Raw genomic sequence first — 23,780 nt, 5'->3', positions numbered from 1 at the left:
GTTGTCGGTTGATCGTCATTACGATGTGTGAAAAACCACATCCGGTCGCCGGGCGATAACAAAGGAATACGCCATCGTATTCCTTTGTTGTTGTAAGTGAGACCTTGCCGAATGGCAAGGTCTATGCATAAAAAGCAGCGGCTAACGTCATTCGGCGTTGGCCGTTTTTTTTATGCATGGGGAAATACAATGAATACTGTCGGCACACCGTTGTTATGGGGTGGCTTCGCTGTCGTGGTGGTAATTATGCTGGCCATCGACCTGCTGTTGCAGGGTCGTCGTGGCGCGCATACGATGTCGATGAAGCAGGCTGCGGCCTGGTCAATCGTTTGGGTAACGCTGTCGTTACTGTTTAACGCCGTCTTCTGGTGGTACCTGGCACAAACCCAGGGCCGCGCCGTTGCCGACCCACAGGCGCTGGCGTTCCTTACCGGCTATTTGATCGAAAAATCGCTGGCAGTAGATAACGTCTTTGTCTGGTTGATGCTGTTCAGCTACTTCTCCGTACCGCCTGCGTTGCAGCGTCGGGTACTGGTGTATGGCGTGCTGGGAGCCATTGTTCTGCGTACGATCATGATCTTCGCCGGCAGTTGGCTTATCACCCAATTTGAGTGGCTGTTGTACGTGTTCGGTGCATTCCTGCTGTTTACCGGCGTGAAGATGGCGCTGGCGAAAGAAGATGCTTCCGGTATTGGCGACAGACCGTTAGTACGCTGGCTGCGCGGTCATTTGCGCATGACCGATACCATCGAAGATGAAAAATTCTTCGTGCGTAAAAACGGCCTGCTGTTTGTTACGCCGCTGATGCTGGTGTTGATTCTGGTTGAGCTGAGCGACGTCATTTTCGCCGTCGACAGTATTCCGGCTATCTTTGCCGTCACTACCGACCCGTTCATCGTGTTGACCTCAAACCTGTTTGCTATTTTAGGTCTGCGCGCAATGTACTTCCTGCTGGCGGGCGTGGCGGAGCGTTTCTCCATGCTGAAGTACGGTTTGTCGGTCATTCTGGTGTTTATCGGTATTAAGATGCTGATCGTCGATTTCTACCATATCCCGATCGCTATCTCGTTAGGCGTGGTATTTGGCATTCTGTTTGTGACGCTGATTGTGAACGCCTGGGTCAACCACCAGCACGATAAAAAGCAGCAAATACAGTAAGTTTCATCTGCTAGCTGAAAAGCCCGACAGCACACTGCGTGCGTCGGGCTTTTTGTTTATCATGTCAAAATAATGTTAACTCAAAGTTATAAAATATGATCTCAACGCGAAATCCAGGATATTTCGCTTCCAGAACCCTGTTCTTTCCTTATACTCAGCCATGCAAACATTTGCCTCATCCTGAAAGATGCGTCTACAGAACGCACAAAGGCAGGGCAACAACACAATGAAAGGATTACTACATGACTACGCAACGTTCATCGGGGCTATTCTCGCGCCTGGCGCAAGGGAGCCTGGTTAAACAAATTTTGATCGGTTTGGTTCTGGGGATTTTACTGGCACTGGTGTCAAAACCTGCGGCAGAAGCCGTTGGTTTACTGGGTACTCTGTTCGTCGGCGCGTTAAAAGCCGTCGCACCAATTCTGGTTCTGATGCTGGTAATGGCTTCTATCGCCAACCACCAGCACGGGCAAAAAACCAATATCCGCCCAATCCTGTTCCTCTACCTGCTCGGAACATTTTCCGCAGCGTTAGCGGCCGTTGTCTTCAGCTTCGCCTTCCCATCGACACTGCATCTTTCCAGCAGCGCCAGCGATATCGTACCGCCGTCCGGCATTATTGAAGTGATGCGTGGCCTGCTAATGAGCATGGTTTCTAACCCAATTGATGCACTGCTTAACGCCAACTACATCGGCATCCTGGTTTGGGCCGTCGGTCTGGGCTTTGCGCTGCGTCACGGTAATGAAACGACCAAAAATCTGGTCAACGATATGTCCAACGCTGTTACCTTTATGGTGAAGCTGGTGATTCGTTTCGCGCCGATCGGTATCTTCGGCCTGGTCTCCTCCACGCTGGCAACCACCGGTTTCGCCACGCTTTGGGGCTACGCACATCTGCTGACCGTGCTGGTAGGCTGTATGCTGCTGGTAGCGTTGGTGGTCAACCCGCTGCTGGTATTCTGGAAAATTCGCCGCAACCCATATCCGTTAGTGCTGGCCTGTCTGCGTGAAAGCGGCGTGTACGCCTTCTTTACCCGCAGCTCCGCGGCAAACATTCCGGTGAATATGGCGCTGTGTGAGAAGCTGAACCTGGATCGTGATACCTATTCGGTGTCTATCCCGCTGGGAGCTACCATCAATATGGCTGGCGCGGCGATCACCATTACCGTGTTGACGCTGGCGGCGGTAAATACGTTGGGTATTCCGGTCGATTTACCGACGGCGCTGTTACTGAGCGTGGTGGCTTCGCTGTGCGCCTGCGGCGCATCGGGCGTGGCGGGCGGTTCTCTGCTGCTGATCCCACTGGCATGTAATATGTTCGGTATCCCGAATGACATCGCCATGCAGGTCGTTGCCGTTGGCTTTATCATCGGCGTATTGCAGGATTCCTGTGAAACGGCGCTGAACTCTTCTACAGACGTCCTGTTTACCGCTGCGGCCTGCCAGGCTGAAGACGAACGTCTGGCAAATAACGCCCTGCGCGGCTAATCTCTGCCCCTCTGTCACCGGACGGAGGGGTTCTCTTCTTGTACGCTTTTTTCAATTTTGAATGGATCAATTCCGCGTTTTTGCATCCGCCGGAAGCGAATAATGTTCAGGCCGTTCATCACCAGAAAACTACCTTCGATCATCGTCCCACCAATCGATCCCAACCAGAAATTATGGATAACCCAACAGGCGGTTGCGCACCACATTACGCAGCGCACGGTCAGCCCCTGGCAGCGAAACAGCGCCCAGGTGCTGGCCAGCGTGCCGATAATCGGCAACAGCTCCATCGCATGCTGTAATTTCGCCAGCCCGAGAACCAGGGTGAGGATAATAAAAACGGTCATTACCCATAGTTTGCGGGTATGCATCGAGACGAGTGTGCGGATGGTGTTTAGCTCTGCACTCATTCCCGCAGGCCAGGCGCCCATCAGAAAAAAATGCACGCCAATGGTGGCGCTGTAGACGGCGAGTTGCAGCCGGAACCGGCGCTCATCTCGATTGAAAAAGGTGGTAATGCCGATCAAAAAGGCGATGACACCTACGCCCTGGGCCAGCCAATACGCGGTCATGGGAGATCCTTGTGAGGAAACGCAAAAACAAACGGCGCCCCATATTATGAAACGCCGTTTTTAAAATCCACTCCATTTCGATTACCCAATAGATTTCGTGCTACCGCAAGGCGGTAAGTTCAGACATCCCCGGGAGCTTACTGGAGTAAGTGACCGGGGTGAATGGACGCAGCCAACGCGGCTGTCACGCGAAAGATGAAGGGTAATTACAATGTTACGCCGCTTTTGAAAATAGCCAGTTCCCGGAAATCGTTGCGCTCGTTGCAGGTTTGCTTGCCATTGGCGAACTCAACGATCGTATCGACAAACTCGCTCAGCAGCTGAGGCATCGCTTTACCGTGGATCAGCTGTCCGGCGTCAAAATCGATCCAGTGTTTTTTCTTGGCCGCCAACTCGCTGTTGGTCGCAATTTTCACCGTCGGCACAAAACCGCCGTACGGCGTACCGCGGCCGGTGCTGAACAGCACCATATGACAGCCCGCGCCCGCGAGGGCACTGGTAGCAACCGCATCGTTACCCGGCGCGCTCAGTAAGTTCAGGCCGTGTGTCTTCAGGCGTTCGCCGTAGCGCAGTACGTCCACCACCTGGCTGGAGCCCGCTTTTTGCGTGCAGCCCAGAGATTTATCTTCCAGCGTGGTGATCCCGCCCGCTTTGTTGCCCGGCGATGGATTCTCGTAAATCGGCTGGTCGTGAGCAATGAAGTACTGCTTAAAGTCATTGACCATGGTCACCAGCTTGCCGAAGGTTTCTTCGTCACGGCAGTGGTCCATCAGCAGCTGCTCGGCACCGAACATTTCCGGTACTTCAGTCAGCACGGTGGTGCCGCCGTTGGCAATCACGTAGTCGGAAAAACGCCCCAGCATCGGGTTGGCGGTAATACCGGACAGGCCGTCAGAGCCGCCGCATTCCAGACCAAACTTCAGCTCGCCCAGCTTACCCGGCTCACGCTTATCGTTACGCATCACGTTGTACAATTGATGGAGATGTTCAATCCCCGCTTCCACTTCGTCTTCCTGATGTTGGCAGACCATAAAGTGAACACGCTCAGGATCGTACTCACCTAAAGTTTCGCGGAAGGCATCAACCTGGTTGTTTTCACAGCCCAGGCCGACCACCAGCACCGCACCCGCATTCGGGTGGCGCACCATATTTTGCAGCATGGTACGGGTGTTGATGTGGTCGTCACCCAGTTGCGAACAGCCGTAGGTGTGACTGAAAAGATGCACGCCGTCGATACCCTCGGCGTCGTTGGTCTCTTTCAGAAAGCGGGTCTGCATCTGACGCGCCATAGCGTTGACGCAGCCGACCGTCGGCAGGATCCACAGTTCGTTGCGCACGCCGACCTCGCCGTTGGCGCGACGGTAGATCTGTACATCGCGATCGGCGGGTTGAACAAGCTCTGCCTGAAAATCAGGGTGGTAGCTATACGTGTCCAGGTCGCTCAGATTCGTGCGCGTGTTGTGAGCATGAATATGCTCACCCGCCGCCACGTCCACCAATGTATGACCGATTGGCAAACCGTATTTAATGACGTTTTCGCCTTGCGCAATATCGCATAAAGCGAATTTATGGCCACGAGAAACCGCTTGGCGCAGGATTACCGCTTGCCCATCAACGGTGACTTCGGTTCCTTCAGCCAAATCAGCGAGCGCTACCGCGACGTTATCCAGCGTATGGATCTTGATGTATTGCATACCTTCACCCAGGCCTTAGTTCAGTTCAATGCCGAAATAATCACGCGCATTGTTGAAGCAAATATTTCTGACCATTTCACCCAACAGCTGGATATCTGCCGGCGCTTCACCTGCAGCAACCCAACGGCCAATCATCTGGCACAGGATGCGGCGGAAGTATTCATGGCGCGTATATGAAAGGAAGCTACGGCTATCGGTCAGCATGCCGACGAAACGGCTCAGCAGACCGAGCTGGGCCAGCTGCGTCATCTGACGTTCCATACCGTCTTTCTGATCGTTGAACCACCAGCCGGAACCGAACTGCATCTTGCCCGGCATACCTTCGCCCTGGAAGTTGCCGATCATGGTGCCCAGCACTTCGTTATCGCGCGGGTTCAGGCAGTAGAGAATGGTTTTCGGCAGCAGGTTCTGTTCGTTCTGCTTGCTCAGCAGTTTGGACAGCTCTTCGGCCATCGGGCGATCGTTGATGGAGTCGAAGCCGACATCCGCACCCAACAGTTTGAACTGACGCAGGTTGTTATTACGCAGCGCGCCGATATGGTACTGCTGTACCCATTCACGACGCGCGTATTCCGCACCGAGGAACACCAGCACCGCGGTTTTAAACTGGGCAACTTCATGCTCGCTCAGCGTTTCACCCGCCAGGCGGCGTGACAGAATGCTATCCAGTTCAGATTCGTTAGATTCAGCAAACAGCACCACGTCCAGCGCGTGGTCAGAGACTTTACAGCCGTGAGCCGCAAAGTGATCCAGACGTTTGGTCAGCGCAGCTTGCAGGTCGCTGAAGCGGCGGATATCCGTGTCAGACACCTCACCGAGCTTCGCCATATAGTCATTAAAGGTCGCCTGCTCAATGTTAAAGGCTTTATCCGGACGCCAGCTCGGCAGCACTTTCACATCAAAGCTTGCGTCTTTAGCAACGGCCGCGTGATGCTCAAGAGAGTCGATTGGGTCATCGGTAGTACCGACCATTTTCACATTCATCTGCTGCATGATGCCGCGCGCGGAGAATTTGTCCTGCGCCAGCAGTTCATTGCACTGGTTCCAGATTTCGTCAGCCGTTGCCGGAGACAACAGCTTACCTGTAATACCAAACGGGCGACGTAATTCGAGGTGGGTCCAATGGTACAGCGGGTTACCGATTGTGTGCGGAACCGTGGCGGCCCAGGCGTCAAACTTCTCACGATCGGAGGCATCGCCGGTACACAGGCGCTCAGCGACGCCGTTAGTACGCATCGCACGCCACTTGTAGTGGTCACCCTTCAGCCAGATGTCATACAGGTTATTAAAACGGTAGTTTTCCGCGATTTGTTGCGGTGGCAAATGGCAGTGGTAGTCGAAGATTGGCTGGTCTTTGGCGTAATCATGATACAGACGGCGGGCAAATTCGGTGTCCAACAGGAAATCTTCAGTCATAAACGGGGTCATTATCGTCTTCCTCTCAGCGAGTGCGTCAGATTGCTTATGTTTTGATGTTGACAAAGTTATCACACCAATTTCCATACACTGAAGATATTTTCGTGAGTTAGATCAACAAATGGCGACAAAAAAATTACTCTCAAAGAGGTAAACCGCGCGCCAAGCCGCACCAGCACTGGCTTTGCTGAATCGAAATAATGACCACACGAAGATTCACACTTTTGTGATGGCACTCACCTTTTAAAGCTGTATGACAAGTTATCTTTTTGCCGTCGCGATACATAAGCCGACGGAATGCAAATTACCGATGTATCACCATCGGATTAACCGGTACGGAAACCGAATTAGCACAAATATTGACATGGCAGAGTTCGGGGAGTACCGGCTTTTTTTCGGTTACCCCCTCGTAAAAGAACATCCTCCTCCCTGAACTGGAAGATGACCGCTCGTTCGCGGACATAACAAAACGATGAGGTTTTACATGCGTAAAATTAAAGGGTTACGTTGGTACATGATCGCACTGGTGACGCTTGGCACCGTGCTGGGTTACCTGACACGTAACACTGTGGCGGCAGCTGCGCCAACTCTGATGGAAGAGTTACACATCTCCACCCAACAGTATTCCTATATCATCGCAGCGTATTCTGCTGCTTACACCGTAATGCAACCCGTTGCCGGCTATGTGCTCGATGTGCTCGGCACAAAAATTGGTTACGCGATGTTCGCCGTTCTGTGGGCCGTCTTCTGTGGCGCGACCGCACTGGCTGGTAGCTGGGGTGGACTGGCGCTAGCGCGAGGCGCAGTCGGTGCCGCTGAAGCTGCGATGATCCCTGCGGGTCTGAAAGCCAGTTCTGAATGGTTCCCGGCAAAAGAACGTTCAATCGCAGTGGGTTACTTTAACGTCGGTTCCTCTATCGGCGCGATGATTGCTCCGCCGCTGGTCGTCTGGGCTATCGTCATGCACAGCTGGCAGATGGCCTTCATTATTTCCGGTGCCCTGAGCTTTATCTGGGCCATGTGCTGGTTGGTATTTTACAAACACCCACGCGACCAGAAAAAACTGTCTGATGAAGAACGTGATTACATTCTGAATGGTCAGGAATCACAGCATAAAAACAGCACCGCCAAGAAAATGTCTCTCGGTCAGATCCTGCGTAACCGCCAGTTCTGGGGCATCGCGCTGCCGCGTTTCCTGGCAGAGCCGGCCTGGGGCACCTTCAACGCCTGGATCCCGCTGTTCATGTTTAAAGTCTACGGCTTTAACCTGAAAGAGATTGCGATGTTTGCCTGGATGCCGATGCTGTTTGCTGACCTGGGTTGTATCGTAGGGGGTTACTTACCGCCGCTGTTCCAGCGCTGGTTCGGCGTTAACCTGATCGTTTCCCGTAAAATGGTCGTCACCATGGGCGCATTGCTGATGATTGGCCCAGGGATGATCGGTCTGTTCACCAGCCCGTACATTGCTATCGCCCTGCTGTGCGTCGGCGGCTTTGCTCACCAGGCGCTGTCCGGTGCGCTGATCACGCTCTCTTCTGACGTATTTGGTCGTAATGAAGTGGCAACCGCGAACGGTCTGACCGGTATGTCCGCCTGGCTTGCAAGTACGCTGTTTGCGCTGGTCGTTGGCGCGCTGGCTGACACCATCGGCTTCAGCCCGCTGTTCGCCGTACTGGCGGTATTCGACCTGCTCGGCGCGTTAGTCATCTGGACGGTATTGCAGAACAAATCGGCCAGCGAGGTAGAGTCGGCTTCGCAAACTGGCGATCCCGCTGCGCAAAGTTAACCAGACACGATTTAACAAGGTTATGTAATGCTAAGCCGCCAGTCATCTGGCGGCTTTTTTATCGCCGCGAGTGGAGCCGTAATCGCAAAAGTGGTATAACAAATAGAGTCTGCCGTATCATGCCTGGAGCGCATATGGAAATCACCGAACCACGACGTTTGTACCAACAACTTGCCGCTGATCTGAAAGAACGCATTGAGCAGGGTGTCTACCTGGTGGGTGACAAACTCCCCGCCGAGCGCTTTATCGCCGATGAAAAAAATGTCAGCCGCACCGTGGTTCGTGAAGCGATTATCATGCTCGAGGTTGAGGGCTATGTTGAAGTGCGTAAAGGATCGGGGATCCACGTCATTTCAAACCAACCCAAACACTATGTCGCGCCAGATGAAAGTCTGGAGTTCGCCAGCTACGGTCCGTTTGAGCTGCTCCAGGCTCGCCAGCTCATAGAAAGCAACATTGCCGAGTTTGCCGCCACCCAGGTGACCAAACAGGACATCATGAAACTGATGGAAATTCAGGAGAAGTCGCGTAACGAAAAAAGCTTTCGTGACTCCGAGTGGGATCTCCTGTTCCATGTGCAGGTCGCGCTGGCAACACAGAACTCTGCCCTGGCCGCGATTGTTGAAAAAATGTGGACTCAGCGTATTCACAACCCCTACTGGAAGAAGCTGCACGACCACATCGACCTGCGTACGGTAGATAACTGGTGCGACGACCATGACCAGATCCTGCGGGCGCTGATTCGCAAAGATCCACACGCCGCCAAACTGGCGATGTGGCAGCATCTTGAGAACACAAAGCAGATGCTGTTTAACGAAACCAGCGATGATTTTGAATTCAACGCAGACCGTTATCTTTTTACCGATAATCCCGTCATTCATCTCGATACGGCAGCTAACGGCGCAAAATAAACAATCTTAACGATGCAGGCGCGACAAAGCGCCTGTTTCTGACGCTTGGTAAGCATTAGGTATAAAGTGTCAGCCTGTGTAAATCCTCTCGCCTCCCTCCATTGCGATAAGCAAAATCACAGGACAACACCCGTAATTTCTATAACGGACTACGTTGACCTTTGTTACAATTAGTTGTTATTTGAATTTTTGTGTTTGAGAGCTTGCTTACTTCACAACTTTACAGGGAATAGTTCAGGCCGTGAATTTGTGTCAGACCGCGATCCATGTAAAAAACACCAATAAAATTGCGGCGTTACAAACTCCAGAATACCGGCATGACGACAACCGATTCTCCAGGAATATTGAATGGAACTACTGACTCAATTACTGAATGCTTTATGGGCTCAGGATTTTGAAACGCTGGCCAATCCCTCCATGATTGGCATGCTCTATTTCGTACTGTTTACCATTTTGTTTCTGGAAAACGGACTGCTGCCAGCAGCCTTTTTACCTGGCGACAGTCTACTGGTACTGGTCGGCGTACTTATCGCTAAAGGCGCGATGGGTTTTCCGCAAACGGTACTGCTGCTCACCACCGCGGCCAGCCTGGGTTGCTGGCTCAGTTATATCCAGGGGAGATGGCTGGGAAATACCCGCACCGTTCAAAACTGGCTATCTCATCTACCCGCGCACTACCATCAGCGCGCACATCATCTGTTCCATAAGCATGGCTTGTCTGCCCTGCTGGTCGGTCGCTTTATCGCGTTTGTCAGAACATTACTGCCGACCATCGCAGGATTGTCCGGTCTGAACAATGCGCGCTTTCAGTTCTTTAACTGGATGAGCGGACTGCTTTGGGTTCTGATTCTCACAACGCTTGGCTATCTGCTGGGCAAAACGCCAGTGTTTCTCAAATATGAAGATCAGCTGATGTCTTGTCTGATGCTGCTTCCCGTGGTGTTACTGGTGTTTGGTCTGGCAGGTTCACTGGTTGTGCTTTGGAAAAAGAAATACGGGAACCGAGGGTAAATTATGCTGAAATCATGCATAACACTCCGACGACTGGCCTGGACGACTACTTTTATGCTGTTTATCGGCGCGCTGCTCCTGACCTGGTCGGTCATCCGCCAGCAGGAGTCAACGCTTGCCATTCGTGCTGTAAACCAGGGAGCCACCATGCCTGATGGCTTCTCTATCTGGCATCACCTGGACGCCAACGGCATTCGCTTTAAAAGCATTACTCCGCAAAATGACGCGCTGCTGATCACCTTTGATTCCAGCGCGCAAAGCGCAGCCGCAAAGGTCGTGCTGGACCGAACGTTACCGCACGGTTTCGTTATTGCTCAGCAGGATGATGATAATCAGGCGGTACAGTGGTTATCCCGCTTACGTGATACCCCGCACCGTTTTGGTTAATCTCCAGGAATCTGAATTAGATCACTCACTTTGGTGATTTCATCATTTAGCGCCTATGATTAATAAACTGGGTTTATGACCCATTGCTTTATTATTCTGGAGCATCGGCCAAAGCCACAAGGTCGAATCACAATGGAAGGTTCAAGAATGAAATACCGCATCGCTTTAGCAATTAGTCTTTTCGCTCTCAGTGCCGGCAGTTACGCCTCCACCCTCTGTCAGGAAAAAGAACAGGATATTCAGCGGGAGATAAGCTATGCCGAAAAGCACAACAATCAAAACCGCATCAATGGTCTGAACAAAGCGCTGAGCGAAGTTCGGGCAAATTGTACTGACAGCAAACTGCGCGCCGACCATCAGAAAAAAATCGCCGAGCAGAAAAATGAGATAGCCGAGCGTCAACGTGATTTGGCCGAGGCGAAGCAAAAAGGCGATGCGGATAAGATAGCCAAGCGCGAACATAAGCTTGCTGAAGCTCAGCAAGAGCTGAAAGAACTCGAGACACGCGATTACTAAGTACGGTAACTAGCCACTCAACTGGAGAAAACTATGTCGAAAGATAATGCTACGGAAAACCTGCGCGCTGAGCTGAAATCTCTTGCGGATACGCTTGAAGAAGTACTTAGCTCCTCTGGCGATAAGTCGAAGGAAGAGATGAGTAAAATTCGCAGCAAAGCCGAACATGCGTTACGCGAGAGCCGCCATCGTCTGAGCGAAACCAGCGATGTGATTGCCAAACAGACCCGTGAGGCCGCGGCAAAAGCCGATAACTACGTACGCGAAAACCCATGGACAGGCGTCGGCATTGGCGCAGCAGTCGGTGTGGTGCTTGGTGTACTGCTGTCGCGCCGTTAATAATGGCAGACTCTCAACACGCACAAGGTCCAGGCAAAGGCGTACTGGGTATTGGACAGCGGATCCTGACGATTCTCGTTGAGATCGTAGAGACGCGGCTGCGGCTGGCCGTCGTTGAGCTGGAAGAGGAAAAAGCCAATCTCATCCAGATCCTGCTGATGCTTGGGCTGACCATGCTGTTCGCGGCGTTTGGTCTGATGAGTCTGATGGTGCTTATCATCTGGGCCATAGACCCGCAGTATCGCCTGAACGCCATGATTGCCACCACCGTTGTGCTGTTGCTTTTAGCGCTTATCGGCGGGCTATGGACGCTGAGTAAAGCGCGTAAAACAACGCTGCTACGCCATACGCGCAATGAACTCGCTAACGACAGGCAGGCCCTGGAGGATGATGCATAATGAGCAGTAAAGTCGAACGTCAACAACGTAAGGCGCAACTGCTTGGACAGATCCAGCAGCAAAGGCTGGATCTGTCTGCCACTCGCCGCGACTGGCTGGAAGCCACCGAAGTCTACGATCGTGGCTGGAAGACGCTGCTGAACCTGCGTGGCTGGGTGTTGGTCGGAAGCAGTATTATGGCGGTTCGCACCATTCGTAACCCGAATCTGCTGGTACGCTGGGCTAAACGCGGCTTCAGCGTGTGGAGCATCTGGCGTCTGGTTAAATCGACCATCAGACAACAGCAACTGCGCGGCTAATCACCTCTCCCCCCCTAACCTCAAATTTTTTGAAAATTTCTGACAGTTTTCCTTGCTAACAATTGTCATTAGCCGCGTTTATGATTCTCTCCATCGACAGCAACGACGCACTCTGCGACGTCGTTGCACAAAAAAACACAATAAGCCGCCTGAGTGGTTTCCTGGAGAGTATGATGAAGAAATTAGAAGATGTTGGTGTACTGGTAGCGCGCATTCTGATGCCAATCCTGTTTATTACCGCAGGTTGGGGAAAAATCACCGGATATGCGGGTACCCAACAGTACATGGAAGCCATGGGCGTCCCAGGATTTATGTTACCGCTGGTTATCCTGCTTGAGTTTGGCGGCGGTCTGGCCATCCTGTTTGGTTTCCTGACCCGCACTACCGCGCTGTTCACCGCGGGCTTCACGCTGCTGACGGCGTTCCTCTTCCACAGCAACTTTGCGGAAGGTGTGAACTCTCTGATGTTTATGAAAAACCTGACCATCGCAGGCGGCTTCCTGCTGCTGGCTATCACCGGTCCGGGCGCATTCAGCATCGACCGTGTACTGAATAAAAAATGGTAAGCGAGCTATACTAAACGCATCAAAAAGCGAGGAGACATCTCCTCGCTTTTGCTATCTGAGGAGGCGAAAATCATGGGACAACTCATTGACGGCGTATGGCATGACACCTGGTATGACACCAAATCAACCGGGGGAAAATTTCAACGCTCTGCATCAGCTTTCCGTAACTGGCTCACTGCGGATGGCGCACCCGGTCCAACGGGCGAAGGGGGTTTCGCCGCCGAAAAAGACCGCTATCATCTCTACGTTTCTCTGGCCTGTCCGTGGGCGCATCGCACGCTGATCTTGCGTAAACTCAAAGGGCTGGAACCGTTTATTTCCGTTTCCGTTGTGCATCCGCTGATGCTGGAAAACGGCTGGACCTTTGACGATAACTTCCCGGCGGCAACCGGCGATACCCTGTATCAGCACGAATTTCTTTATCAACTCTATTTACACGCCGATCCGCACTACAGCGGTCGGGTGACCGTTCCGGTGCTGTGGGACAAAAAGAACCACACCATTGTCAGCAACGAATCTGCAGATATCATCCGTATGTTTAACACTGCGTTTGATGCGCTGGGCGCGAAAGCCGGGGATTACTATCCACCCGCTCTGCAAACTAAAATCGACGAGCTCAACGGCTGGATTTATGACAACGTCAATAACGGCGTGTATAAAGCCGGATTTGCTACCAGTCAGGAAGCCTACGACGACGCGGTAGAAAAAGTCTTTCAATCTCTGGCGCGACTGGAGCAGATCCTTGGGCAACATCGCTACCTGACCGGGGACCAGTTAACAGAGGCCGATATTCGCCTGTGGACCACGCTGGTGCGCTTTGATCCTGTGTATGTGACGCACTTCAAGTGCGACAAACACCGGATTAGCGACTATCTGAACCTGTACGGTTTCCTGCGCGATATCTACCAGATGCCAGGCATTGCGGAGACCGTTAATTTCGATCACATCCGCAATCACTACTTCCGTAGCCACAAAACCATTAACCCGACCGGCATTATTTCTGTCGGACCGTGGCAGGACCTCAACGAACCCCACGGGCGTGATGACCGTTTTGCCTGAATGACACGGGTCCCCTTTGGGGGCCAAATAATTAATACTGCAAATATTTACCAGTATTCCATTCGCAGCTATTCTTAATTTGATTGCTTTAAAAACAAGTAATTGAATACAGAACGAGGCAAAAATGGATTGGTATTTAAACGTATTAAAGAACTACTTTGGTTTTGGGGGCCGCGCGCGTCGTAAAGAATACTGGATGTTTGTGCTGGTCAACATCATCTTTACGTTCGTGCTGGGCATTCTGGACAGAATGCTTGGCTGGGAACGCGCCGGAGGGGAAGGCATATTAACGACGATTTATGGGGTTCTGGTCTTTATCCCGTGGTGGGCGGTGCAGTTCCGGCGTTTACATGACACCGACCGCTCGGCCTGGTGGCTACTGGTGCTGCTGATCCCGATCGTAGGCTGGTTGGTAATCATCATTTTCAACTGTCAAAATGGGACTCAGGGGAGCAACCGCTTCGGCGCTGACCCTAAACAACTGTCCTGATGTAATACACCATCTTGTCGGCCGGATAAGGTGCATTTGCACCGTATCCGGCGTAACAGCCCTGCTATTTACCCGCAAACAGCTTGGGAATTTCCCGCAAACACCAGGATTTCGCTTCGCCCATGCTGTCTCGACGCCAGGCCATAATAATATCAATTTCGCTTGTCGATTCCGGGCTAACCACACGCAACCGACCCGCCGCAATGTCCTCTTCCACCAGCGGGTATGGCATCGTCGCCACGCCAAGGCCGGCCAACAGCGCCTGGCGTTTATCTTCTATCGAACTCACCGTCAGACGCGGCTGTTTATCCAGCAGTTGAACCGTCAGCACCGGGCGTTCGCGGGCCGTGTCCGCCACCGCGATTCCACGGTACTTCACGCGGGTGACTTCCGATAACGGTTCCGGCTCCTGATGAATTGGATGATCCGGGGCCGCCACATATACGTTCATCAGCGAGTACAGCTTGCGCGAGTTGATTTCCGAAGATGAGCGAAAATGCATATCCGGCGCAATCACGATATCCGCCCGCCCCTGCTCCAGACGCTCCCACGCCCCGGCCAGAACTTCGGTAATAACGGAAAGCTGGGTATTGGCCTTCCCGGCAAGTCTGTCGATCAGCGGGAAAAACGCCGCCGTCGGCACCAGCGCTTCGGTGACGATGGTCAGATGCGTTTCCCAACCGCGAGCCAGCGCTTCGGCATCGGTGGTCAGCTTATCCGCAGCTTCCAGCAGTACACGCCCACGTTCCAGCAGCATACGCCCGACGTTGGTGAATTTTGTGCGATGACCTGAACGGTCGAACAGCACGACGTCCAGCTCTTCCTCCAGCTTCTGCATGGTATAGCTGAGCGCGGAAGGAACGCGCCCCAGTTCGTCCGCCGCGGCGGCAAAGCTGCCACGCCGGTCTATTGCGTCCATGACGCGTAACGCCTCAAGCGTTAAAGCCCTTTCTTTGGCCATCTCGTTCTCATTCAGGAAATTTGAACATACCGGGCAGAATATCTGGCTAACAATGCAGCGTCTAGCCATTTAACATAAAAGGAAGTAAAGAGAGGTCAAGAACTATGATTACTACCCGTACAGCCAAACAATGCGGGCAAGCAGACTACGGCTGGCTGCAGGCCCGTTATACCTTCTCCTTTGGACACTATTTTGATCCTAAACTGCTGGGTTATGCCTCGCTGCGTGTTCTGAACCAGGAAGTTCTGGCACCGGGAGCCTCTTTCCAGCCACGTACCTATCCGAAGGTGGATATCGTCAATCTGATCCTCGAAGGGGAAGCGGAGTACCGCGACAGTGAAGGCAACCATATCCAGGCCAAGGCAGGAGAAGTTTTACTGCTCGCCACACAGCCGGGAATTAGCTACAGCGAACACAATATCAGCAAAGATAAACCGTTAACCCGAATGCAGCTCTGGCTGGATGCCTGCCCGCAGCGCGAAAACGCCTGCGTACAGAAAGCCACGCTGAATGCCGGTAAGCATCAGTTGCTCGCCTCGCCGGATGGAGAACAAGGCAGCCTGCATCTGCGTCAACAGGTATGGGTGCACCACGTTGAACTGCAACAAGGTGAATCGCTGAGTTTTCAGTTACATGGGCCGCGGGCTTACTTACAGTCGATCCACGGCAGATTCCATGCGGTGACATCTGGCGCCGAAAAGGAAGCGCTCACCTGCGGCGATGGCGCATTTATTCGTGACGAAACTAACATAACGTTAGTCGCCGATACCGCGCTGCGCGCTTTGCTGATAGATTTGCCCGTATAGTCAGGGAAAACAATGGAGTACGACTATTGAGCAAGAAATCATCAAAAAAACGCCAGCCGCAGGTTGAGCCGAAAAAACAGGATACTGTGACCTTCGGCTATGAAGAAATGCTGACAGAGCTGGAAGCGATTGTGGCGGATGCCGAGCTACGGCTGGAAGACGAAGAAGCCGCCTGAAAAGGCGGCTTAGAGTTATGCCGGGGGCGATTCCGCCTTACCCGGCCTGCAGATTAATGTGCCTTACTGGCCATGATCTCAATGATCTGCTTGTCGGTTTCCTGCATCGAGCGACACGCCAGCGCACACAGGTTCGTGATAGATTGCTCCACGTTGTGCGCCACAATCCCTTCATTGCCGGTCACAGCGGTATCATCCAGCGCCATCAGCACCGCTTTCCACGCCGCAGATGCGCTGGTTGAAACTTTCATCGCGCAGCTGTTTGAGGCACCATCGCAAATCATTCCGCTCACGTCGCCAATCATGCTGCTGATTGCCATCGCGATGGTGTTGTAGCGACCATCAACAATCCACGCCATCCCCGCCGCGGCGCCCATCGCCGCCGTGGTTGCCGCACACAGTGCAGACAAACGCGGAAGCTGATGATGGATGTAGATAGCGCTCAGGTGAGACAACATCAGCGCACGCGCCAGTTTTTCTTCATCCGCACCAAAGTGCTCAGCCACCACCATTACCGGAACGGTCGCGGTAATCCCCTGATTTCCAGAGCCCGAGTTGCTCATTGCCGGAAGCGTCGCTCCCCCCATTCGCGCATCCGATGCAGCACTGGTGCGGATCAGAATAGAGGTAGAGAGATCGTTCGCCAGCAGGCCACGCGCGCACTGCTTCTCAAGCGTGGTTCCGATGTGCAAGCCCCAGTTACCGCGCAGCCCTTCCTGGGACAGCGCACCGTTCAGTTTCGCCGCATCGAGAATAAAGCGGATTGACTCAAACGGTACCGCGTTCACGAACGCCAGAATCTCTTCCAGCGACGTGTGGGACAATACCGCCAGCGGTGACTCTTGCTCCTCTTCCTGAGCGTTCTGTTCTGTCGTGAACACCACGCCCTTATTGGTCTCAATGTGCACAATGTTGGTATGACCACCAACAATCGTCACGCACGCCCATCCCTCAGCGCTATAAACCTTCGCACGGGAGAAGAGAATGTCCTCGCATGGCTCCTGCAGCATCACTGCGACCTTCCCGGCGGTAAGCATCGCTTTCGCATCGGCAATCGCTTGAGGCGAGGCGTCTTTCAGTACCTCTAAACCGGCGTGGGCATTTCCCCCCAGCGCACCCAGTGCCGCCGCGACAGGCAGCCCGACCATTCCGGTACCCGGCACGGTAACGCCCATGCCGTTTTTCATCAGGTTCGGTGAGACCCACGCATCAATGCGTTCAACCGCGCCGTCCAGCTCAGAGGAGGCGACCGCTGCCGCCAGAGCCAGAGAGATAGGTTCCGTGCAGCCCAGCGCAGGCTTAACTTCTTCCTGCACCGCGCGGATAAAACTATCCCATAATGGATTCAATGTAGTCTCAAACATAACAACAACCTTTGCTCAGATATCTCAGGAAAATGCCAGGAACGGAGAAACGCACAGCAGCAGGCCCGTGACAATAATCAGATACAGGGAAGCGCCTTTGTATTTGTGCAGTGCAGGAACTTTGTAGACCAGCCAGGCCGGGATCAGACATCCCACCATGCCGAAGATAGGGCTACAAATAGAAGTGAAGCTCAGTACCGGCGCATTGAGCACAATGGCTCCCCACGCCAGCAGGATAGCGAAAACCATAATGCCGCGCTGAACCAGGGTCTCATTGATTTTCTCGGCTGGCATTTTGCGGCGCAGCACGTTCATCACGATCCCTTGAGTGGCTTCACGGAACCCTAAGTAAACGCCGAAGAAAGCGGTCATTACGGCAAAGATGTTCAGAATAACGCTGACGATTTTCACCCAGCCAGCACCCGCGCCGCTGATAAACTGCGCGGCAATCGCCAGAGCGGAAATGTTCTGCTCATAAGCTTTAACCGCTTCGTCATGGCCCATCGCCAGCGTGAAGGAAACGGCGTAGAAAAAGACGGTCACAAACAGAATACCGAACGCAATATTCATGGCTCGCAGGGCTTTATGGCGTGCCACTTCAATGGATTTATTGCGAGAACGATAGGAGATAACCATCGGGCTTAAGGTCTGAATAAACAGAATCGAAGTCAGGGTAAACGGCAGCGTGATAATCGCGTTTTTGATCAACAGTGCCATCGGCGGCAGTGAACCTACGTTATATAAATGCCACATCCCAACCATCGACACGCCAAGCGCCGCCACCACCAGCAGCTTGGTCAGTACCATACCGGTGGAGATTTTAAACAGCAGTTTTTCCCCGCGGGACGAGATAGCCACCAGGATGCAAATCAGCACCAGGCCATAGAACGGGCTGTCGGACAGTAACCCTTCAGTAACACCAAAAGTATGCAGGTAGGAGGCGCTATCGTTGGTGATGGCGGTGGAATAGACGAACATCCAGATAACCAGCATCACAAAATACAACGCACCTAACAGGATGCCCCAGTTCTTACCCAGATAGCCGCTGATTACGCTCGGGTAGTCTTTACACTCTGGGGACTCAGCCAGCGTATTAATAAACAGACGCTGGAACAGATACATGGCTGGGTAACCGATGATAGAGGAGAGCAAAAACACCCACAGCCCCATCAAACCCACCTGGACGGGAAGAAAAACAATCCCCGCACCAATTGCCATACCGATACTCATAATGACCCAGCCGGTGTCCATGCTGTCGAATTTAATGGCTTCGCGCCATTCACTTTCGGTCATTCCCGCCCGACGTGCCGGAGCAGATGCGTCGAGTATTACGCTGTCATTCGTTGCCGTTTCCATAATTTTCCGCTCAATGTGTAGGTAGAGGTTTTTATATTTTTTTCGTACTGCCTCAATGCGATACGCAGTACTACGGTGCAGGTGAGCTATTGGAGTAATGAGGAAATCATACGCGCAGGATCAGAGAAAAACTTCACAAACAAACCCCTGTAATTTCTAAAAGTTAAGAAATATTTTCTCTTTTATTTCCATATAAAGAATTGAATTTCTATATTTGAAGCAGATCACAACAAAAAAGGCGCACTAACATGTAATGCCAGTCAGTTAAGCATTATGGAGAACATGTGATTTCGGCTCAGGGTTCCGTTCACCTCAGTAGTATCACTTTTCTGAAGCGCTGATACCCGTGAACGTGCACGGTGCACTGACTTCCAGTTAACTCTGTTTTGCTGTTCAGATAAAAAACGCAGGTGGTCAGGTGTGGGCTGGTCCGGCTGAAAATTGCCGACGTGTTTCCGTAAGGCCGGGAGAACCCGCAGGGATGCGGGTTCAGGGCGCGTTTTGCAGGGACGCTACCTCGCGCCCGGCCCGGTAGCCTGGAGGAATAAACGGAGGGGACCGCGGAGCGGCAATTTTCCCGCCGGGAGCCGGGATTGTTAAGGGTACGGCGATAGCACCCTTAACACGTTCACAGGTCGTATTGTCTCAGAGAAGTGATATCACTAAGGTGAACGTAGCAATACGCCGGAGGCAACAGATTCATTACCTCCGTATGTGCCACTTTCCATTATCGCTACGGCCACTCATCCTCGCTAACTGACAAGCATTACGCACTAACGTGCACCTTTTTTATCATGCCATATTGATTAATTTATTGCTGGATAGCGCTGCGCTGACCAGGCACGTCTTTTCACATCAGGTACAAACCACTTTAATTGCCAACCCACCGCGTGAGGTTTCACGGTATTTGTCGTTCATATCTTTGCCCGTTTCATACATGGTCTCGATCACTTTATCGAGCGAAACGCGTGGTTCTGACGTTCGACGTAGCGCCATGCGCGCGGCGTTGACGGCTTTTACTGCGTTGATCGCATTACGTTCAATGCACGGTATTTGCACCTGTCCGGCTACCGGATCGCAGGTCAGCCCCAGGTTATGCTCCATGGCGATTTCCGCTGCAATGCAGACCTGCGACGGGCTACCGCCCAGCAGTTCTGTCAGCCCGGCAGCCGCCATTGAACAGGCTACGCCAATCTCACCCTGGCAGCCCACCTCAGCACCAGAAATAGAGGCGTTCATCTTATACAGCGCGCCTATCGCCCCCGCGGCCAGCAAATAGCGGGCAATGGAGTTCGCATTCACCGGACGGCGGAACTTGTCGTAATAGGCCAATACGGCGGGAATAATCCCACATGCACCGTTGGTCGGCGCCGTCACAACCCGGCACCCGGCGGCGTTTTCTTCGCTCACGGCCAGCGCGAACATGTTGATCCAGTCAATAACGTTCATCGGGTCGCTGGACAGATTATCGCTGGAAACCAGCAACCGACGTAACGCCACGGCGCGACGCGGAACGTTAAGCGGCCCCGGCAGGACGCCTTCGGTGTTCATGCCGCGCTCAATCCCGGCGTGCATGACGTCCCAAATGGCGGCAAAGCCAGCATCGATTTCCTCTTTGCTGCGCATCGCCAGCTCGTTTTGCATCATCAAGCCGGAAACAGACAGCCCATTGCGCTCGCACAGTTTCAGCAGTTCGCTGGCGGAATGAAAATTGTAGGGCACGTGTGCTTCAACATCATGCACCTGCCCAAATTGCTCCTCTTCAATGATAAAACCACCGCCGACGGAGTAATAGGTTTTGCTTAATAGCCTCTCGGTGCCGTTCCACGCGGTGATACGCATGCCATTTTCATGGCGCGGCAGGGTTTCGGTATGAAAGAGAATATTTTCATCTGGAGAGAAATCGACAACATGCGTGCCCTCAGCAACCGGCAAACGTCCGGTACGGGCTACTTCCTGAGTAAAACCAGCGATTGAGTCTATATTAACGTTTTGCGGACTATTACCGGCCAACCCCATCATGATCGCGACATCTGTCGCATGACCTTTCCCGGTCAGGGAAAGCGACCCGTAAAGATCGACCACAATATGCGTGGTTCTGGGGAGTTCGCCGCTGCTGACCAACAGATCGATAAAGCTTTTACCTGCGTTCATTGGCCCCACGGTATGGGAGCTGGAAGGTCCAATGCCAATCTTGAAAATATCGAATGCGCTAATCATATCCACACCCTCGGATTGCCGTTCAGTGAAGACCAGGTTTCACACTCATTAAGGATTGGGGCGATCCTGAGATCGCCCCGCAAGGGATTACAGCGTGTCGCCACGTACGGCGATGGCTTCAATCTCCAGCTTCACATCCTTTGGTAAGCGGGCGACCTGTACGCAACTGCGCGTGGGGTAGATAGCCTGATGCTCATCAAAGAACTGCTGGTACACCTGGTTAATGGTGGCGAAGTCGTTCAGGTCGGATACGAAAACGGTAGTCTTCACGATATCGCTCACTTTCAAACCTGCGGACTCGACGATCGCTTTCACGTTTTCCAGGCTTTGACGTGCCTGATCGGCCACGTTTTCTGCCACTTCACCGGTCTGTGGACACACCGGGATTTGACCTGACGTCAACACCATGCTGCCCAGATCCACGCCCTGTACGTAAGGCCCAATCGCCCCTGGCGCACATTCGGTTGCAATAACTTTTCTCATAATCCCTCCGGCGTCAGAGCGCCTGGGTGAAAGTACGTGAAATAACATCCTGCTGCTGTTCACGGGTCAACGCGTTGAAGCGCACCGCATAGCCAGACACGCGGATCGTCAGGTTCGGATAGTTTTCCGGGTGCTCAACGGCATCCATCAACATTTCACGGTTCATAACGTTAACGTTCAGATGCTGCCCACCTTCCACATGCGCTTCGTGGTGGAAGTAACCATCCAGCAGACCAACCAGGTTGGTTTTACGCACCCCATCTTCTTTGCCCAGTGCAGCCGGCACAATGGAGAAGGTGTACGAGATACCGTCTTTGGCATAGGTAAACGGCAGTTTGGCCACTGAGGTTAACGACGCAACCGCGCCTTTACGATCGCGGCCGTGCATCGGGTTAGCCCCCGGCGCAAACGGCGTACCTGCGCGACGTCCGTCCGGTGTGTTACCGGTTTTCTGTCCGTACACCACGTTGGAGGTGATGGTCAGGATGGACTGCGTCGGCACCGCGTTACGGTAGGTTGGCAACACTTTAATTTTCTTCATGAAGCGTTCGACCAGGTCGCAGGCAATGCTGTCTACTCGCTCGTCGTTGTTGCCGTATTGCGGATAGTCGCCTTCGATTTCGAAATCGACAGCCAGACCGTTTTCATCACGAATCGGTTTCACGCGGGCGTATTTGATAGCCGACAGAGAATCCGCCGCCACGGACAGACCCGCCATACCACAAGCCATCGTGCGATAGACATCACGATCGTGCAGCGCCATCAACGAAGCTTCATAGCTGTACTTGTCGTGCATATAGTGGATGATGTTCAGCGCGCTGATGTACTGCACAGCCAGCCAGTCCATAAAGTGGTCCAGGCTCTCCATCACCGTATCGTAATCCAGCACGTCATCCATCAGCGGTGCCGTTTTCGGCCCAACCTGAATTTTCAGCTTCTCATCCACGCCGCCGTTGATTGCGTACAGCAACGTTTTGGCGAGGTTGGCACGCGCACCGAAGAACTGCATTTGTTTGCCGATAACCATCGGGCTTACGCAGCAGGCAATGGCATAGTCATCGCTGTCAAAGTCGGCACGCATCAAATCGTCGTTTTCATACTGCAAAGACGAGGTGATGATAGACACCTGGGCGGCGTACTTTTTGAAGGCAATCGGCAGTGCTTCAGACCACAGCACCGTCAGGTTCGGCTCAGGCGCCGGTCCCATGGTGTGCAGCGTATGCAGGTAGCGGAACGAGTTTTTCGTCACCAGCGTGCGACCATCCAGCCCCATGCCGCCGATAACTTCAGTCGCCCAGATAGGGTCGCCTGAGAACAGGGTGTCGAATTCCGGCGTGCGCAGGAAGCGCACCATACGGATCTTCATAATGAAGTGGTCGATCAGCTCCTGCGCCTGCTGCTCGTTTAAAATTCCCGCTTTGAAATCGCGCTCAATGTAGATGTCGAGGAACGATGCGGTACGGCCCAGCGACATTGCGCCGCCGTTCTGAGATTTCACCGCAGCCAGGTAAGCAAAGTAAACCCACTGCACCGCTTCCTGCGCATTACGCGCCGGGCGGGAGATATCGCAGCCGTACTTCGCTGCCATTTCCTGCATCTGCAGCAGGGCGCGACGGTGCTCAGACAGTTCTTCGCGCAGGCGAATCGTGGCTTCAAGATTCTGGCCCCACTCCAGGTTCGACTGGAGATCGGCAAACTGCAGTTCACGCTCGCGTACCAGGTAGCGGATACCGTACAGCGCGACTCGGCGATAGTCGCCGATGATACGACCACGGCCATAGCCGTCCGGCAGACCGGTCAGCACGCCGGATTTACGGCAGCGCAGCATATCCGGAGAGTAGGCGTCGAATACGCCCTGGTTATGGGTTTTACGCAGTTCAGTAAACTGGTATTCAAAATCAGCATCCATCTCACGACCATAAGCATCAAAAGAGCTTTTGATCATGTTGATGCCGCCAAACGGATGCAGAGCGCGCTTGAGCGGCTTATCCGTTTGCAGACCAACGATTTTTTCCAGTTCTTGTTCAATATAACCCGCATCATGTGCGGTTATCGTGGTGGCAATATTGGTATCGAAATCAACCGGCGCGTGCGTCGAGTTTTCAATACGGATGCCCGCCATGACTTTTTCCCACAATGCAGTGGTCGCTGGCGTTGCTTCGGCGAGGAAAGATTCATCCCCTTCATAAGGCGTATAGTTGTGCTGAATAAAATCACGGACATTAATTTCTTCTTTCCAGTCCGTACCTTTAAAGCCATTCCAGGCTTCGGCATACAGCATATCGCTGGTATCGATATTTACCTTCATGAAAAATAATCTCTCTGCTG

The 23,780-nt window shown here is 53.1% G+C and carries 24 protein-coding genes; 15 read left to right on the top strand and 9 right to left on the bottom strand.

Annotation, left to right across the window (positions count from 1 at the left end; translation table 11 throughout):
* The first annotated feature begins 189 nt into the window (after positions 1-189).
* A complete protein-coding gene (locus HV352_RS02945; protein WP_016154611.1) occupies positions 190-1,158 on the top strand; it encodes a TerC family protein in 969 nt (322 codons plus the stop codon).
* A gap of 242 nt (positions 1,159-1,400) precedes the next feature.
* Positions 1,401-2,645, top strand: coding sequence for a serine/threonine transporter SstT (sstT, locus tag HV352_RS02940; RefSeq protein WP_016154612.1), 1,245 nt, complete (start codon positions 1,401-1,403; stop codon positions 2,643-2,645).
* A 14-nt stretch (positions 2,646-2,659) separates the two neighbouring features.
* Here sstT and HV352_RS02935 read toward each other — a convergent pair whose 3' ends face one another.
* From HV352_RS02935 to uxaC, 3 genes are all read right to left on the bottom strand, one after another.
* Complete coding sequence (locus HV352_RS02935; RefSeq protein WP_016154613.1) at positions 2,660-3,214, bottom strand: YgjV family protein; 555 nt, start codon at positions 3,212-3,214, stop codon at positions 2,660-2,662.
* 206 nt (positions 3,215-3,420) lie between these two features.
* Positions 3,421-4,908 (bottom strand): altronate dehydratase family protein, encoded by a 1,488-nt coding sequence (locus HV352_RS02930; protein WP_016154614.1) that lies wholly within the window; start codon positions 4,906-4,908, stop codon positions 3,421-3,423.
* Positions 4,909-4,923: 15 nt separating this feature from the next.
* The gene (uxaC, locus tag HV352_RS02925) at positions 4,924-6,336 is read right to left on the bottom strand and encodes a glucuronate isomerase (protein WP_181635176.1); all 1,413 of its coding nucleotides are present in this window, start codon (positions 6,334-6,336) and stop codon (positions 4,924-4,926) included.
* Positions 6,337-6,808: 472 nt separating this feature from the next.
* Between uxaC and HV352_RS02920 the strand changes: the two genes are divergently transcribed.
* The 11 genes from HV352_RS02920 (at position 6,809) to HV352_RS02870 (ending at position 14,086) form a co-directional block, all read left to right on the top strand.
* Complete coding sequence (locus HV352_RS02920) at positions 6,809-8,110, top strand: MFS transporter (protein ID WP_016154616.1); 1,302 nt, start codon at positions 6,809-6,811, stop codon at positions 8,108-8,110.
* A 134-nt stretch (positions 8,111-8,244) separates the two neighbouring features.
* Positions 8,245-9,021, top strand: coding sequence for a transcriptional regulator ExuR (gene exuR, locus HV352_RS02915; protein WP_016157536.1), 777 nt, complete (start codon positions 8,245-8,247; stop codon positions 9,019-9,021).
* 348 nt (positions 9,022-9,369) lie between these two features.
* On the top strand, positions 9,370-10,032 hold the full coding sequence (yqjA, locus tag HV352_RS02910) for a DedA family general envelope maintenance protein YqjA (RefSeq protein WP_003024820.1): 663 nt from the start codon (positions 9,370-9,372) through the stop codon (positions 10,030-10,032).
* A gap of 18 nt (positions 10,033-10,050) precedes the next feature.
* On the top strand, positions 10,051-10,419 hold the full coding sequence (gene mzrA, locus HV352_RS02905) for an EnvZ/OmpR regulon moderator MzrA (protein ID WP_029139667.1): 369 nt from the start codon (positions 10,051-10,053) through the stop codon (positions 10,417-10,419).
* Positions 10,420-10,566: 147 nt separating this feature from the next.
* Positions 10,567-10,935, top strand: a complete 369-nt coding sequence (locus HV352_RS02900) for a DUF1090 domain-containing protein (protein WP_016154619.1) — start codon at positions 10,567-10,569, stop codon at positions 10,933-10,935.
* Positions 10,936-10,968: 33 nt separating this feature from the next.
* On the top strand, positions 10,969-11,274 hold the full coding sequence (locus tag HV352_RS02895) for a YqjD family protein (protein ID WP_003024832.1): 306 nt from the start codon (positions 10,969-10,971) through the stop codon (positions 11,272-11,274).
* Between the two features lie 2 nt (positions 11,275-11,276).
* Positions 11,277-11,672 carry a phage holin family protein gene (locus HV352_RS02890; RefSeq protein ID WP_016157537.1) on the top strand — a complete coding sequence of 132 codons (396 nt, stop codon included), beginning with the start codon at positions 11,277-11,279 and terminating at the stop codon, positions 11,670-11,672.
* Positions 11,672-11,971, top strand: a complete 300-nt coding sequence (locus HV352_RS02885) for a YqjK-like family protein (RefSeq protein ID WP_003024845.1) — start codon at positions 11,672-11,674, stop codon at positions 11,969-11,971. The genes HV352_RS02890 and HV352_RS02885 overlap by 1 nt, the downstream gene beginning before the upstream one ends.
* A 173-nt stretch (positions 11,972-12,144) precedes the next feature.
* The gene (locus HV352_RS02880; RefSeq protein ID WP_003024847.1) at positions 12,145-12,537 is read left to right on the top strand and encodes a DoxX family protein; all 393 of its coding nucleotides are present in this window, start codon (positions 12,145-12,147) and stop codon (positions 12,535-12,537) included.
* A gap of 72 nt (positions 12,538-12,609) precedes the next feature.
* Positions 12,610-13,596 (top strand): glutathionyl-hydroquinone reductase YqjG, encoded by a 987-nt coding sequence (gene yqjG / locus HV352_RS02875; RefSeq protein WP_016154622.1) that lies wholly within the window; start codon positions 12,610-12,612, stop codon positions 13,594-13,596.
* Positions 13,597-13,720: 124 nt separating this feature from the next.
* Positions 13,721-14,086 (top strand): DUF805 domain-containing protein, encoded by a 366-nt coding sequence (locus tag HV352_RS02870; RefSeq protein WP_016154623.1) that lies wholly within the window; start codon positions 13,721-13,723, stop codon positions 14,084-14,086.
* A gap of 64 nt (positions 14,087-14,150) precedes the next feature.
* On the opposite strand, the gene yhaJ is transcribed toward HV352_RS02870, so the two are convergent.
* On the bottom strand, positions 14,151-15,047 hold the full coding sequence (yhaJ, locus tag HV352_RS02865) for a DNA-binding transcriptional regulator YhaJ (protein ID WP_016154624.1): 897 nt from the start codon (positions 15,045-15,047) through the stop codon (positions 14,151-14,153).
* A 104-nt stretch (positions 15,048-15,151) separates the two neighbouring features.
* Between yhaJ and HV352_RS02860 the strand changes: the two genes are divergently transcribed.
* Positions 15,152-15,853, top strand: coding sequence for a pirin family protein (locus HV352_RS02860; protein ID WP_103284269.1), 702 nt, complete (start codon positions 15,152-15,154; stop codon positions 15,851-15,853).
* 26 nt (positions 15,854-15,879) lie between these two features.
* Entirely contained in the window at positions 15,880-16,029 is a 150-nt protein-coding gene (locus tag HV352_RS02855; RefSeq protein WP_016157540.1) for a hypothetical protein, read from the top strand.
* A 53-nt stretch (positions 16,030-16,082) separates the two neighbouring features.
* Here HV352_RS02855 and HV352_RS02850 read toward each other — a convergent pair whose 3' ends face one another.
* From HV352_RS02850 to pflB, 5 genes are all read right to left on the bottom strand, one after another.
* Positions 16,083-17,393 carry a serine dehydratase subunit alpha family protein gene (locus HV352_RS02850; protein WP_016154627.1) on the bottom strand — a complete coding sequence of 437 codons (1,311 nt, stop codon included), beginning with the start codon at positions 17,391-17,393 and terminating at the stop codon, positions 16,083-16,085.
* 24 nt (positions 17,394-17,417) lie between these two features.
* Complete coding sequence (locus HV352_RS02845) at positions 17,418-18,749, bottom strand: amino acid permease (protein ID WP_047414102.1); 1,332 nt, start codon at positions 18,747-18,749, stop codon at positions 17,418-17,420.
* Between the two features lie 855 nt (positions 18,750-19,604).
* Positions 19,605-20,969, bottom strand: a complete 1,365-nt coding sequence (tdcG, locus tag HV352_RS02840) for an L-serine ammonia-lyase (protein ID WP_019077758.1) — start codon at positions 20,967-20,969, stop codon at positions 19,605-19,607.
* 87 nt (positions 20,970-21,056) lie between these two features.
* Positions 21,057-21,452, bottom strand: a complete 396-nt coding sequence (locus HV352_RS02835; RefSeq protein WP_016157544.1) for an enamine/imine deaminase — start codon at positions 21,450-21,452, stop codon at positions 21,057-21,059.
* A 13-nt stretch (positions 21,453-21,465) separates the two neighbouring features.
* Entirely contained in the window at positions 21,466-23,760 is a 2,295-nt protein-coding gene (gene pflB / locus HV352_RS02830) for a formate C-acetyltransferase (protein ID WP_181635175.1), read from the bottom strand.
* Between the last annotated feature and the right edge of the window lie 20 nt (positions 23,761-23,780).

Source organism: Citrobacter sp. RHBSTW-01044, assembly GCF_013781945.1.
GTDB lineage: Bacteria > Pseudomonadota > Gammaproteobacteria > Enterobacterales > Enterobacteriaceae > Citrobacter > Citrobacter braakii.
Note: the sequence above shows the minus strand (reverse complement) of the source record. Positions and strands in the feature narration are given on the sequence as shown.